Annotated in this window: 12 protein-coding genes; 1 reads left to right on the top strand and 11 read right to left on the bottom strand. The window is 43.3% G+C overall.

Annotated elements, in window-relative coordinates; translation table 11 throughout:
* Window positions 1–54: 54 nt before the first annotated feature.
* From nfsA to queG, 4 genes are all read right to left on the bottom strand, one after another.
* Window positions 55–804 carry an oxygen-insensitive NADPH nitroreductase gene (gene nfsA, locus ACXAF2_RS13055; RefSeq protein WP_475139272.1) on the bottom strand — a complete coding sequence of 250 codons (750 nt, stop codon included), beginning with the start codon at window positions 802–804 and terminating at the stop codon, window positions 55–57.
* Between the two features lie 87 nt (window positions 805–891).
* On the bottom strand, window positions 892–1,365 hold the full coding sequence (trmL, locus tag ACXAF2_RS13060) for a tRNA (uridine(34)/cytosine(34)/5-carboxymethylaminomethyluridine(34)-2'-O)-methyltransferase TrmL (protein WP_113971500.1): 474 nt from the start codon (window positions 1,363–1,365) through the stop codon (window positions 892–894).
* A 66-nt stretch (window positions 1,366–1,431) separates the two neighbouring features.
* Window positions 1,432–2,310 (bottom strand): amidase domain-containing protein, encoded by an 879-nt coding sequence (locus ACXAF2_RS13065; RefSeq protein WP_475139274.1) that lies wholly within the window; start codon window positions 2,308–2,310, stop codon window positions 1,432–1,434.
* 94 nt (window positions 2,311–2,404) lie between these two features.
* Window positions 2,405–3,538, bottom strand: a complete 1,134-nt coding sequence (queG, locus tag ACXAF2_RS13070; protein ID WP_475139276.1) for a tRNA epoxyqueuosine(34) reductase QueG — start codon at window positions 3,536–3,538, stop codon at window positions 2,405–2,407.
* Window positions 3,539–3,643: 105 nt separating this feature from the next.
* On the opposite strand from queG, the gene ACXAF2_RS13075 reads away from it, so the two are divergent.
* Window positions 3,644–4,315 (top strand): B3/B4 domain-containing protein, encoded by a 672-nt coding sequence (locus tag ACXAF2_RS13075; protein ID WP_475139277.1) that lies wholly within the window; start codon window positions 3,644–3,646, stop codon window positions 4,313–4,315.
* Window positions 4,316–4,511: 196 nt separating this feature from the next.
* Here the strand turns inward: ACXAF2_RS13075 and ACXAF2_RS13080 are convergent, their stop codons facing one another.
* From ACXAF2_RS13080 to ACXAF2_RS13110, 7 genes are all read right to left on the bottom strand, one after another.
* On the bottom strand, window positions 4,512–5,480 hold the full coding sequence (locus ACXAF2_RS13080) for a sugar phosphate isomerase/epimerase family protein (protein WP_475139279.1): 969 nt from the start codon (window positions 5,478–5,480) through the stop codon (window positions 4,512–4,514).
* 12 nt (window positions 5,481–5,492) lie between these two features.
* Window positions 5,493–6,533: a Gfo/Idh/MocA family protein gene (locus ACXAF2_RS13085; RefSeq protein WP_475139281.1), complete on the bottom strand. Its 1,041-nt coding sequence runs from the start codon at window positions 6,531–6,533 to the stop codon at window positions 5,493–5,495.
* A gap of 14 nt (window positions 6,534–6,547) precedes the next feature.
* Entirely contained in the window at window positions 6,548–7,573 is a 1,026-nt protein-coding gene (locus ACXAF2_RS13090) for a Gfo/Idh/MocA family protein (protein WP_475139283.1), read from the bottom strand.
* A gap of 21 nt (window positions 7,574–7,594) precedes the next feature.
* Window positions 7,595–8,320: a ThuA domain-containing protein gene (locus tag ACXAF2_RS13095; RefSeq protein WP_475139285.1), complete on the bottom strand. Its 726-nt coding sequence runs from the start codon at window positions 8,318–8,320 to the stop codon at window positions 7,595–7,597.
* A gap of 15 nt (window positions 8,321–8,335) precedes the next feature.
* Window positions 8,336–9,910 carry a response regulator transcription factor gene (locus tag ACXAF2_RS13100; RefSeq protein ID WP_475139286.1) on the bottom strand — a complete coding sequence of 525 codons (1,575 nt, stop codon included), beginning with the start codon at window positions 9,908–9,910 and terminating at the stop codon, window positions 8,336–8,338.
* Complete coding sequence (locus ACXAF2_RS13105; protein ID WP_475139288.1) at window positions 9,891–11,702, bottom strand: sensor histidine kinase; 1,812 nt, start codon at window positions 11,700–11,702, stop codon at window positions 9,891–9,893. Before ACXAF2_RS13105 ends, ACXAF2_RS13100 begins: the two co-directional genes overlap by 20 nt.
* A 142-nt stretch (window positions 11,703–11,844) precedes the next feature.
* Window positions 11,845–13,122, bottom strand: coding sequence for an ABC transporter substrate-binding protein (locus ACXAF2_RS13110; protein WP_475139289.1), 1,278 nt, complete (start codon window positions 13,120–13,122; stop codon window positions 11,845–11,847).
* Between the last annotated feature and the right edge of the window lie 21 nt (window positions 13,123–13,143).

A 13,143-nucleotide genomic window follows, 5' to 3' on the forward strand; every position in this document is an offset into this window, starting at 1 on the left:
AGGATTTGATCCTTTCGGGCTTTTTCCAAGATTCTTTATCTGGACCAAAGAGATCTACCTTTTATTGAATCCCTTCTTCTCTATAAATTCCTTCATATACATGCGCTTCTTCCCTGAAAGCATGTTGGCCATTTGCTCCGTCCATCGATCCGATCGTTTGCCCGCCGTTCGTGCATGATAATAGGAAGAGATGGTTTCGTCATAACGATCAAGTTCTTCTTTCATGGACCCCTCATCACGTTGATATGAATCCTCATGATAAACGGCTTCCATTGGCAACCTCGGCTTCACATCAGAACTTCCTTCAGGGAAACCGACAGCCAGCCCGAATAAAGGAATGACCCGATCAGGAAGCTCCAGCAGTTCACTCACTGATTCCAGATCATTTCGGATTCCTCCAATATAGCAAATGCCCAATCCCATCGATTCTGCGGCAATGGACGCATTTTGAGCCGCTAGTGAAGCGTCAATCAAAGCCACCATGAATTTCTCCGTGCTTTCCAGTGTAGGAATGACATCTGCATTTTCCCATTCACCTATTTTCTCGTGGCGGTACAAATCGGCACAGAATACAAAGAAATGACCGTTTTCCTCTACATATGATTGTGGACCGGCAAGCTCTGAAAGCTTCCTCTTTTTAGCAGTGTCCTTCACCCCGATGATTGTATATGCTTGAATATAACTCGACGTACTCGCAGCCTGGGCACTCGAGACAATGGTCCGGATTTGCTCCTCTGTCAATGGCTCATTCTTGAAATGACGAATGGATCGATGCTTAAGAATCGTTTCAATGGTTTCGTTCATTATGTACTCTCTCCTTCACATTCTTTCCCTTAGTATAAGCCAAACAAAAAAAGGAATGAAAATCATATGATTCTCATTCCTCGTTTTTTATAACAGACCAGGATAATTCCTTTGTCTTAATGCTTCATAGATCAGAATCGCCGCTGTATTGGAAAGGTTCAATGAACGGACGTTTTCGTTCATTGGTATGCGCAGGGCACGATCCAAATTATTTTGGATGATGTCATCCGGCAGTCCTGATGTCTCCCTGCCAAAAATAAAGAAGTAATCCTTCTCTTCTACACTGTAATCAAAGTCAGTGTGAGGGATCTTTCCGTATTTTGTTAAGTAGAAAAATTCTCCGCCGTCATTTTTCTCGAAGAACTCTTCAATTGAATCATAGTATACAATGTTTACAAACTGCCAATAATCAAGGCCTGCCCGTTTTAACATTTTATCATCTGTTGAGAACCCGAGTGGACGTATCAAGTGCAGAGTTGTATCCGTTGCTGCACACGTTCTCGCAATATTCCCTGTATTAGCAGGGATTTCTGGTTGATATAATACAACATGTACTCCCATGTTACTGTCACCTCATTCATAAAACTCTAAGTGACATTATACCATTTCCTCCCCATAGAACAAGACTTAGCCGTCATCTACTATTGTAAAAAATCTATATTTGATATTGGGTGTATAAGCAGTCGAGTCCTCATATTTCCAATATCGCATTCTGCTGTTGAACGTATGGGCATTCACGAGAGGCTCTCCCGCAGCATCTTTTCCCGTCACGATTGTAGTATGGTCAAAACGCCCATCCCCTTCGAAGTCATAGCAGATGACATCACCAAGCTTCAACTCTTTAGCGTCATTTACCTGTCTCCCCCTTAACCCGACCGTCGAATTCGGGATATACCACCTCATGGAATTCGCCACCGTCCAGCTATAGCTCCAGTTCTGATTTCTCATCCACCAGCCCTTTCCCTTAGCAGGATACCCCCGCATTGGAGCATCCCCGGCATGGAGGCACTGTGAAATATAGTTCGTGCAATCATTCTCGAACTTCTTAAACGCAGGGTTATAGCTGTTCCACCATCGTTCAGCATACTGCACCGCACTAAGCCGATCATATTGATACGTCACTCTAGCCTCTTTCCCGTCGAAGGTTGAACTCTCTTCACGTACGACATTCTCTTCATATTGAATTGGAATCTCGCCGTCTTCATAGATCCTATCCATATAAAAGGATGCATGTCTATTCTCTACTTCTTCTTCTAGATAAAGAAGATCGCCTTGCTTAATAAGATATTTATAGTGAACATCATATAAAATGTTTTGTGTTTCATTTCGCTGAGGTGTCATGCTTTGGATTTTCCCTGCTGCATCCACCTTTACAATTTCCGCATTCCGCTGAAGACAAGATTCCTTCTTTCTTTTCACTTTGTCACTGTGATAGTCTGACTGACTACGGGTTGTATATTCATCAATCACATGTTGGACCTTTTCCATTAACAGCTTTCTGATCATTGTCTTCCCTCCTCCCTAATTGTTATGCAGAGAAGGGACTGTTCAAAACAAAAAAGGATAAACTCAGGTGATAATGAGAGTTTACCCTTTTAGATTATTTGGTTATAAGGTTAAGACCTTTTTGAATTTCATTTAGTACTTCCTCATCCGTTTCAACCGATTGCTGCGCGAGTAACGCAACTTCTGCTTCTACTCCGCCTATTTTACCAAGGGCCCAGGCAGAGGTACCGCGAATGACTGGCCGCACATCTTTTTTCATCACATCAATCAGATCGTCAATGGCTGTTGTATCCTTATAATGGGCGAGTGCGATGATCGCGTTTCGCTGAATCGGCTTCTTACCTCTCCATGAACCGGATACATGACCGTACTTTTCTTTAAATTCACGGTTACTGATTTTTAAAAGCGGCTTTAATAGCGGCTTTGCAATTTCAGGATCCGGCTCCATTTCTTCGTGAAAATGAAAGTCCATCCCTTTATTTTCAGGACATACCGTTTGGCAGGTGTCACATCCATAAAGACGGTTCCCAAGCTTAACCCGGTACTCATCCGCAAGAAAGCCCTTCGTCTGCGTCAAAAAGGCAATGCATTTCTGAGCATCCAGCTGACCGCCTTCTATAAGAGCTCCGGTTGGGCAGACATCCACGCATTTATTGCATGTACCACATTGGTCCTCCATCGGTGTATCAGGAGCAAACGGAAGGTTTGTCACCATTTCCCCGAGATACACATAGGATCCGAACTCGGGCGTGATAATCGAGCAGTTCTTTCCGCTCCAGCCAATGCCTGCCCGCTCTGCCACCGCACGATCCACAAGTTCACCAGTATCCACCATTGATTTAAAACGTGCCTGGGGAACTCTTGATACGATATATTCTTCAAGCTTTGAAAGACGATCCCGGAGCACATGGTGATAATCCGTCCCCCATGATGCCCGGCAAAAGATCCCACGCCTTTCTCCCCGTTTGCTTTGTGGAGCATTTTTCATCTTTGAAGGATAGGCAAGGGCGATGGCAATAATCGATTTGGGACTATCGAAGATTAATGAGGGGTCGACCCGCTTTTCAATGTCTTTCTCTTCAAAACCGGATTGATATCCAAGCATTTCCTGACGAAGAAGCCGGTTCTTCATTTCCGAAAACGCACCTGCTGTCGTAAAGCCAATTTTATCAATCCCGATTTCCTTACTATAATCAATGATATCCTGTTTTAACTGATCCATATCCATTGCCCTTTCCTCCCTTCCATCTATTAATATATTTACGGCTACTTACGTGAAATGGCAACGTGTATTATGATAAACTATTTTAAAACAAATGTGGAGGGAAAATAAGTGGAAATCACGATCGATTCACCTATAACGTCCAAAATCCCTGATTTCAAAGTGGGATTCATTCAATACCATCATATCGAAGTCGGAGCTTCTCCCCAAATGCTCAAAGGCAGACTTCAACTGTTCCAAGAATCCATCTTCTTTGATCTTCACGATAAAAATGTGACGGAAATAGAAGGAATTGCCGCGTGGCGGGACATCTTCAAGAAAACGGGAAAGGACCCGAATCGCTATCGTCACTCTGCCGAAGCCCTCTTTCGCCGGGTTAAAAAACAGAATTATCTGAGCACGATTAACTCAAGTATCGATCTCAACAACTTCTTCTCCCTTCAATACGAAGTGCCCATCGGTATTTACGACAGGGCTCAACTTAAAGGAGACAAAATAGAGATAAAAGTGGGAGAAACAGGACAAACCTACACAGGACTAAACGGCCGGGAAAACTCCCTGGAAAACCTGATCGTCGCCTGTGACGGGGACGGACCTTTCGGAAGTCCATTCGTTGACTCAGACCGTGCACCCGTCGGCGAAGAAACCAAAAATGCCGTTCAAATCATCTTTCTGAAGCCCTCCCTTACTATAGAAGAAAGCGGCAAACTCACGAAATCGTTAATGGATATGTTCATCGGGATCCATGGCGGGGAAGGATCCTATGAAGTGGTGGGTGGATAGAAGATTGAGCAGGATCCCTGTTTGGTGGGATCCTGTTTTTTATTGAGAATCTTGTACGAGAACCCATAGCTAATCTGAAGAAACCCCAGATCATTTACATTAAATGTAAATTATTTACCTCTTATTTGAGACTAATACAATCACGCCACTCCCCCACAAAAAAAAGAGAGCCCAATGGACTCCCTCCTTATAAAACCTATACCCACCACATATCCGATGGCTGTTCTTCAATCAAGATCGACTTCAGATTCTTCACGGCACGTCCGAAGCCCTCTTCAATCGACATGATCGGATCCTCATGCTCGATGCTTACCACATAATCATATCCGAATGTTCGCAGTGCACTCATCATATCAGACCACTCCTGCAAGGAATGTCCACAACCCACTGAACGGAAGGACCACGCTCTTGTTTGGATATTTCCGTAAGGCTGCATATCCGTCAGACCGTACATGTTGACATTGTCTTGGTCGATATACGTATCTTTCGCATGGAAATGATGTATCGCATTTTCCTTACCCAGTATTTTAATCGCGGCAACCGGATCGATTCCTTGCCACCACAGGTGACTTGGATCCAGGTTGGCACCGATCGCGTCACATGTTTCTTCACGAAGCTTCAATAACGTATACGGGGTATGAACAAGGAAGCCTCCGTGCAGCTCTAAACCGATTTTTACGCTATGATCCTCTGCAAGCTTCCCTATCTCTTTCCAATATGGGATCAATTTTTCTTCCCATTGCCATTTGAGAATATCCCCATATTCATTCGGCCAAGGGGATACAGGCCAGTTCGGATGCTTTGCTCCTTCATGGTCACCTGCTGTTCCAGAAAAACAGTTAACAACCGGTACATTCATTAAGCTTGCGAGCTTTATCGTTTTCTGAAGTGCCACATGGGATTCTTCCGCAAATGCTGCATCTGGCGAGATCGGATTTCCGTGACAGCTGAAGGCACTGATTTGAAGGCCTCTTGATGTAACTTTCTCTAAGTATTCGTTTCTCTTTTCTTCACTTTCTAAAAGGGCGTCCAGGTCACAGTGAGCATTTCCAGGATATCCTCCCGTGCCGATTTCAACTGCATGAAGTCCGGCTTCTTTTACATAATCCAGCATTTCATCAAGATTCTTCTGTGAAAATAATACAGTAAATACACCTAGTTTCATTTGTGCTTCCTCCTATTTCAATCGGATGCTTTGTCCGGTTTCACTGCTTTTGTAAATGGCATCAATGATTTGAGACACTTGCATAGCTTCCAGGGGCTTCACAACTAGCTCCTCTAAACCGAGACAGCTGTTGATAAAGTTCCGGGCTTGTGGAAGACTCGGATCATCTTCACCGGGAACCCAATCCGCTTCACTATTCAGAAGCATGCCATGTTTCATTTGGTTCATTTGGAACGGGAATAGATCGATTCCCCCCGTTTCGCCTGAAATGCTCATGCTTTCTTCATCGCTCTTGACGTTTGCAGACCAAGACGTTTCGAAGAGCATGGAAGCACCGTTATCGAACTTGATATAAGCCGTAACATGGTCGTCAACTTCAAATTTCTCTTTATCGAAGTCTCCCCACTGATTCACTTGAACTGGCATTCTACTAAGCCTGTTATAGGTCGTCCCTGTCACTTCAACAGGTGCAGGGTTCCCAAGAAGCCATAGAGATAGATCCAGAAAGTGACATCCGTAGTCGATCAAGCTGCCACCACCTTGCAGCTCCTTGTTGGTAAATACTCCCCAGCCAGGGACTTTGCGGCGGCGGATCGCTCTTGCCCTTGCGACCATTGGTTCACCAATTTCATTTTCCATGATCACTCGCTTCGCAGCACGTGAGTCCTTCATAAAACGATAATGATAAGCGACAGCCAGAACCTTCCCTGACTGTTCCGCAGCTTCGATCATCATTTCACATTCTTCAGGAGTCATGGCCATTGGTTTTTCACAAAACACATGGAGACCTGCTTTGAGCGCAGCAATCGTAATTTCCGCATGAAATTTATTCGGAGTACAAATTGTTACAGCATCCACATGCCCGAACATGTCCCGATAATCACTGAACACATTCGGAATGTTAAAGGTTTCTGCCACGGTTTGAGCAGTGACAGGATTAATATCACTGATTGCTTCTATGGATACAGAATCTGATAATTTTATAAAAGTAGGAATGTGACGCGTTTGGGCAATGCCCCCAACGCCGATCACTCCCATCCGGAGTTTGGTCATCGATGCATTCACCTCTATAGCTTTACGATTCGTTTTGTTTCACTTGATTCCAGAGCAGACAAAACAACCTCAAGAGATTTCTTTCCTTCTTCACCCGTTACAGGAGGCTCTGCATTATGCAGGATACTGTGAACAAATTGATCGATCACACGGGAATTCGTCTGGCCGCCCTCGTCATTTGTTTGAATGCCGCCAAGCTCATACTTCACTATTTCCCCTGTTACATATTGAACAATTAGGGAGTTGACTGGATCATCCTCTAAACGGAGAATCGATTTCTCTCCATAAATGATCGTAGAGTTGTCTTCTTTAGACACATAAGACCAGCTTGCTGCAAGGGTACCGATTGTACCGCTTTCAGTTTTCAATACACAAACAGCCGTATCATCCACATCTGCATTTTCCTTTGCACTCGTTTCAACAAAGGCACCGACTTCGGCAAATTCTTCCCCTAAGATGTAACGAAGAAGATCGGTTTTATGAACACCAAGGTCCCCCATGGCACCGATGAACGCTTCGTCCTTTTTGAAGAACCAGCTGTCTTTCCCGTCAGCACTCCAGCCTTCAGGTCCACCATGACCAAATGCAGAACGGAAGCTATAGATTTTACCTACTTCACCACTTTCGATCAGCTGCTTTGCTTTTTGGTGAGAAGGGACAAAACGCTGGTTGTGAGCGATCATCAATTTTTTACCGTTTTTAGCAGCGGCATCAATCATATTTTGAGCTTCTTCACTTGAAGTGGCCATCGGCTTTTCACATAATACATGCTTTCCGGCGTTTAGAGCATCGATGGAAATCGGTGCATGCAGGTAGTTCGGTGTACACACACTCACAGCTTCCACTTCAGCGTTCGCCAGTAGCTCTTTATGATTGGTATATGCTTTCGCTCCCACTGCATCGGCCATCTTCCATGCCCTTTCTTCCACGATGTCACACACCGCTACCACTTCTACATTTTCATTATTTGCATACTCCGGCAGATGCCGATGCTGTGCGATGCTTCCACACCCGATAACCCCGATTTTTAATTTACTCATGATTTTTCCTCCTCTTGTTCCTTAGTTGGATCCTTTGATTTCTTCTAAAGGCTGTGCGTTTCCATATACCGGTCTTGCATGATCTACAGGTGATGCCCATTTCACTGCATTGACGATGACCTTCTGAACATCTTCATTGTAATAGGTTGGATACGTTTCATGTCCTGGACGGAAGTAGAATACTTTTCCGTTACCTCGCTGATACGTACACCCGCTTCTAAACACTTCCCCACCTTCGAACCAGCTCACCATCACAAGCTGATCAGGAGCCGGAATGTCAAAATGCTCTCCATACATTTCTTCCTTCTCAAGCTCGATGTATTCCCCTAAGCCTGCTGTAATGGGATGACTTGGATCGACTATCCAGATGCGTTCTTTCTCATCAGCTTCCCGCCATTTCAGGTCACAGGAAGTACCCATCAAAGTTTTGAAGATTTTAGAGAAATGACCTGAATGAAGGACGATTAATCCCATTCCATCAAGGACACGCTGTTTTACTCTTTCAACTACTTCGTCTTTCACTTCATCATGGGCGATATGTCCCCACCAGACCAATACGTCTGTGCCATCTAATACTTCCTTTGTTAGACCGTGGTCACCCTCGTCTAATGTAGCCGTTTTCACATTGAATGATGCTTCTCCCAGGAAGGAGGCAATGGCACCATGAATTCCCTCAGGGTACACCTCTCGCACTTTCGGATTCTTCTGCTCATGACGATTTTCATTCCATACTGTAACGTTCAACATTGTAAAACCTCCAAGTTAAGTGTTTGATTGTAAATGACGGTATTCATTTGGTGTCGTACCGACGTGCTTTTTAAATACTTTACTGAAATACTTCTCATTCCCGTACCCTACACCATAGGCAACTTCATAGATTTTCAAATAAGGATTTTCAAGCAGTTTCTTTGCTTTTTCCATCCGTATATTCGTAACATAATCCGTTATGGTAGATCCATGATCCTGTTTGAACTTACGTGAAATATATTCCCTGCTTAGGTAAAAGCGATCGGCAATGTCCTGTAGATTGATATCCTCTTGATAATGCTGCTGAAGATATTCTTCAATCTGCTGCATATTGTTCTTTTCCCGCTGATACTTTGCCTTTGAAAGGATTTGAATTAATTCACTGAACTCTTTCGCCTTTTCCTCTTTAAATTTCCTGAACGAAAACGAGCCGTCTTCATTCCAATAATCCTGCCCCCGATAGAATGGTTCTGTATGCTGAATCTCATACTCTTTCAACCAATTATTCCGTAATAACTCAAATTGATTTTCCCACATCTGGAGCTGCTCAAGTGACAGTGCATGCTCCGTTCCCATCTGTGAAAATATCCCCTCTAACTGGGACTGAACCTGATTGCCGCTTCCTGAACGAATTGCCCATTTCAACTCATTGGAGTGATCCAATAGATGCAGGAGGGGTCTCGACCTTATATCTTTATGTGTGACGATTTTCTTTTGATCAAGCAGGGAATGCTTAAGATACACTTGTAAAGCAGATTCATACGCTTCGTTTATTTTCTTATACTTCCGCCCAAGTGCAATGATCGTAAAGAGTTTACTATATTGATAGATCAATGAGTAAATTTCCTCTAACAAATATGTCACATTTTTATCATTCCAGAAGAGAATCACAAGCTCTTCTTCTTTGTTCCCATTCCGGAAACAAACTCCATCATTTTGTTTTCGCAGCAATTCATTGCAAATATTGCTAAGGGTAAAAAAGGCCAGGTCCCGGTCTCCTTGAAAGTGTTTCTCCACGATCGGTTTGATAGGGATGAGGGCAACGGTCTTTGCAAGCTTTTTAATGGCAATCCCGAACTCCTGTTCAACCTTTTCTACCATCTCTGTGGTAATGCTTTCCTTCGCACAGAGACTTGAGAATAACCGATCCCAATAGAGGGGCTTTACTTCATTCATCACTCGAGTTTCCTCGACTTGAAATTTTCTTGATTGAGCCTGTTCATTCCACTCTTTTACCGCTTTATCCAGTGTTTCATTTAACACATCCGGTTCAATCGGCTTCAGAATATAATCAAAGCTTTTATAAAAGATCGCGTTTCTCATATACTCGAAATCATCATACCCGCTTACAACGATGGTTTTACTTTTAAGGTCGGAGGCATGAAGCCATTTTAAAAGAGTGATGCCATCCCGTTTCGGCATCCTCATATCAGTAAAAATGATTTCCGGCCGGTGCTCTGTGATCAATTCGATGGCTTGGTCTCCATCTTCCGCCTCCAGAATGGTATGGATTCCATGCTTGTCCCATTCCGCTAATAAAAGTAATCCCTCACGCACATGCTTTTCGTCGTCAATGATGATTGCTTTCATTCGCTTCACCTTCCATTCTTATTGGCAGCCTCATGGTGACCATAAAGCCTCCCTCATCATGATTTTCAAGCTGTAAAGTAGCCTGGTGGTCATAGTACAGCTTTAAACGGACATACACATTCTTCAGTCCGATATTGGTCTCATCCCCGGTTTTATTCCAAGCATCTGCTTTGAAATGTTCCCCGATTTCCCGCAGTCTGCTTTCTGTTACGCCGACTCCATTATCACGGACAATCATCACCAGTTCTCCCTTATCCTGAAAGCAAGATAACCATATTCGCCCTACCCCGTCCCGGATATCGAATCCGTGTTTGAAGTAGTTTTCAATGAGAGGCTGCAGGATCATCTTCGGTACTGGGATCTCCATTACCTCATCTTCTACCGCTACACTGTAATCTAAATTCTCACCAAAACGTTCTTTTTGTAAAAGAAGATAAGCGTTCGTGTAATTGATTTCCTTGCTTAATGGAACCACATCTTCCTCCATATTCATCCCGTATCTCATTATTTTGGAAAGGTGGGTGATCAGGGAGTAGATTTGCGGAACCTTGTTCTTTAAAGCAATCGTTCCAATGGATTGCAGGGCATTATAGAGAAAATGCGGATTGATTTGAGACTGGAGGACCTTTAATTGATTCGTCTTGTTCTCGAGCTCCAGTTTGTACTCACGATTGATCAGATGATTGATCCGTTCGATCATCTGATGAAACCGGAAACCGAGGATTCCGATTTCATCTGAACCGAACGATTCAGACTGTACCTTCATATTCCCTTTTTCAACCTGCTGGATATGTTGAAGCAGAATCCTTATTGGTGATGTAATTTTAAAAGATACAAAGAGCGTTGCCAGAACCACTAGGGATAATCCAAGTACTCCGAATAAAATATTAATCTTTGCCACACTAAATGCGCTTTCATAAAGATTCACGTAAGGAACCCGTTTCACTAACAACCAACCGCCGGCAGAAGCAGGAAGCTGGTCGTACATCATCACTCCGTTGAAGGAGTCCTCTTTCCACTCAAGTGTCCCTGATATATCTTTTGATTCCACTATCCTTTTAATCCACTTCTGGTTGTTGCCATCGTCCGACACATCCCGGTCCGAGCTATAAATCATTTCCCCTTCAGAAGAAAGAAGATAGAATTCTTCTGACTTAGCGTTGTACAAGTTTCTACTCAAATCGATGATCTTGTCAGGCGAAACCTCCAATGAAATATACGCGAGCACTTCATCACCGGGAACGTTTCGGAATGCCCGGTGAATCGTGACAATATCCTTCGATCTCTTAATATTCTTTTCTTCCTGACTATGTGTTGGTTCAATATACATGTTATAAGGACTGCGCTCTGCATTTCTGAAGGATTCCCATTGCGAATCCCTTACCTTATTGGAAAAAACAACGGTAGAGCGCTTGGTAGCCGAAATTACGCGGTCACCATCTGCGAAGGAAATACGTACCCCGTTAATGGTATCACCTGTGTAGAGAATCGTTTGCACAACATTCTTTACAATGCCGATCGTCAAGTAATTATTCTCTTTACTGGGTGATCTCATGAAGTTAATAAAATCAGGATTATTATAGAGTGATAGAGTTAACCCGTTGAGCTCATTAATATAGCTCTCCAGATTCACCTTTCCCTGATAAAGAAGATTGCTGCTCTCTTCCACCACCTGCTCCTCTATGGAATCCTTCGTATACAAATATGTAATGATAATCGAACTGCCAAACGGCACAATCGTCGTAATCATCAACAACACAATCAACTTATTCCGAATGCTGGTCTTTAACATGAGGGACGGACCTCCCAGGTCTCACTTATACACTAGTATAAAGTGTTTTTCCCCGCTCTTGGAAGTGTTTTTTCGAAATATTCCTATTAAACTTATAAAATAGAAAGCATGCCCTAAGTAGACATGCTTTCTATTATTCGATTTACTTCAAGTTATCCCATGTTTGCTGGAATCGCTCAAGTACAGTATCATAATCAATTTTCCCTGCGGCATATTCCTGGATCGTTGCAGCGAATTCCTTATTCGCTCCATCCGGCCATTTAAACCAAGTCCAAGGAATTGTCTTCTCTTCTTTAGAGTAGTCAAGGATAGACTGACCTAAGTCTCCAAGACCATTCGGCTCGATGTTATCGAATGCCGGGATGAACGCAAACTCTTCCGTGATATAACGCTTACCAGTTTCAGATGAAACCATCCACTCCAAGAATGTTTTCGCTTCTTCAAGATGCTCTGAGTTCTTGTTTAATACCCAGTTATTCGGTACACCTACAGGAAGGCGATCAGCACTATCATCATTGCTGATAGAAATTGGCAGGAAGCCCATGTTGATCTCAGGATTAATCTCCGTGATCATGTTCTCAGTCCAGTTTCCTTGTTGCAGCATTGCAGTTTCACCAGAAGCAAATAGGGTTACTTGTGTATTGTAATCCGTCGTTAATGGATTATCATTTGCATACTTAAGCTCAGCATCTAAAACTTCTTTGAATTGCTTGAACTTTTCGTTCCCTACAATTTTCTCAGAACCATCATAAAGTCCGGCGATGAACGCATCCGGATCTTCCTGCTGAGCAAACGGAATGTTAAGTAAATGCTGACCAATTACCCACCACTCGCCGTAACCCGCTGAGAATGGTGTGTTTTTCTTCGCTTCAAGCTTTTTCGCAGCGTCTTTTAACTCATCAATCGTTGCAGGCGGCTCCGTAATCCCTGCTTCTTCAAATAGATCTTTATTATATACAAATCCGTAGCCTTCAAGGTTAACCGGCATACCATAAAGCTTGCCATCTTCATCCGTCATCGGAACTTTACCGATCGGAAGAACATGTTCAACCCATGGCTCACCAGAAAGATCCGCTAACTTTTCTTTCCAAAGCTCTAATTCTTTAAAACCACCGTTGTTGAAAATGTCCGGCTCTTCACCAGAAGCAAATTTCGCTTTCAATGCTGCACCGTAATCGGCACCTCCACCAACTGTTTCAAGCTTAATCTTAATGTTTGGATGTTCAGCTTCGAACTCATTAATCATTTCTTGCAGCTGATCGGCAATTTCAACCTTGAACTGGAAGAAATTAAGGGTTACTACATCATCACCTGATCCAGACTCTCCACCTGAATTGCTTGTAGTGTCTTTAGAAGAACAGCCAGCAATAATTCCAAATACTAAAACCAAAGACATACAAAGTAAAAGTATACGTTTCATAAATGGATTGACCTCCCTGAT

It is taken from the genome of Rossellomorea sp. ABR4_004, assembly GCF_056159585.1.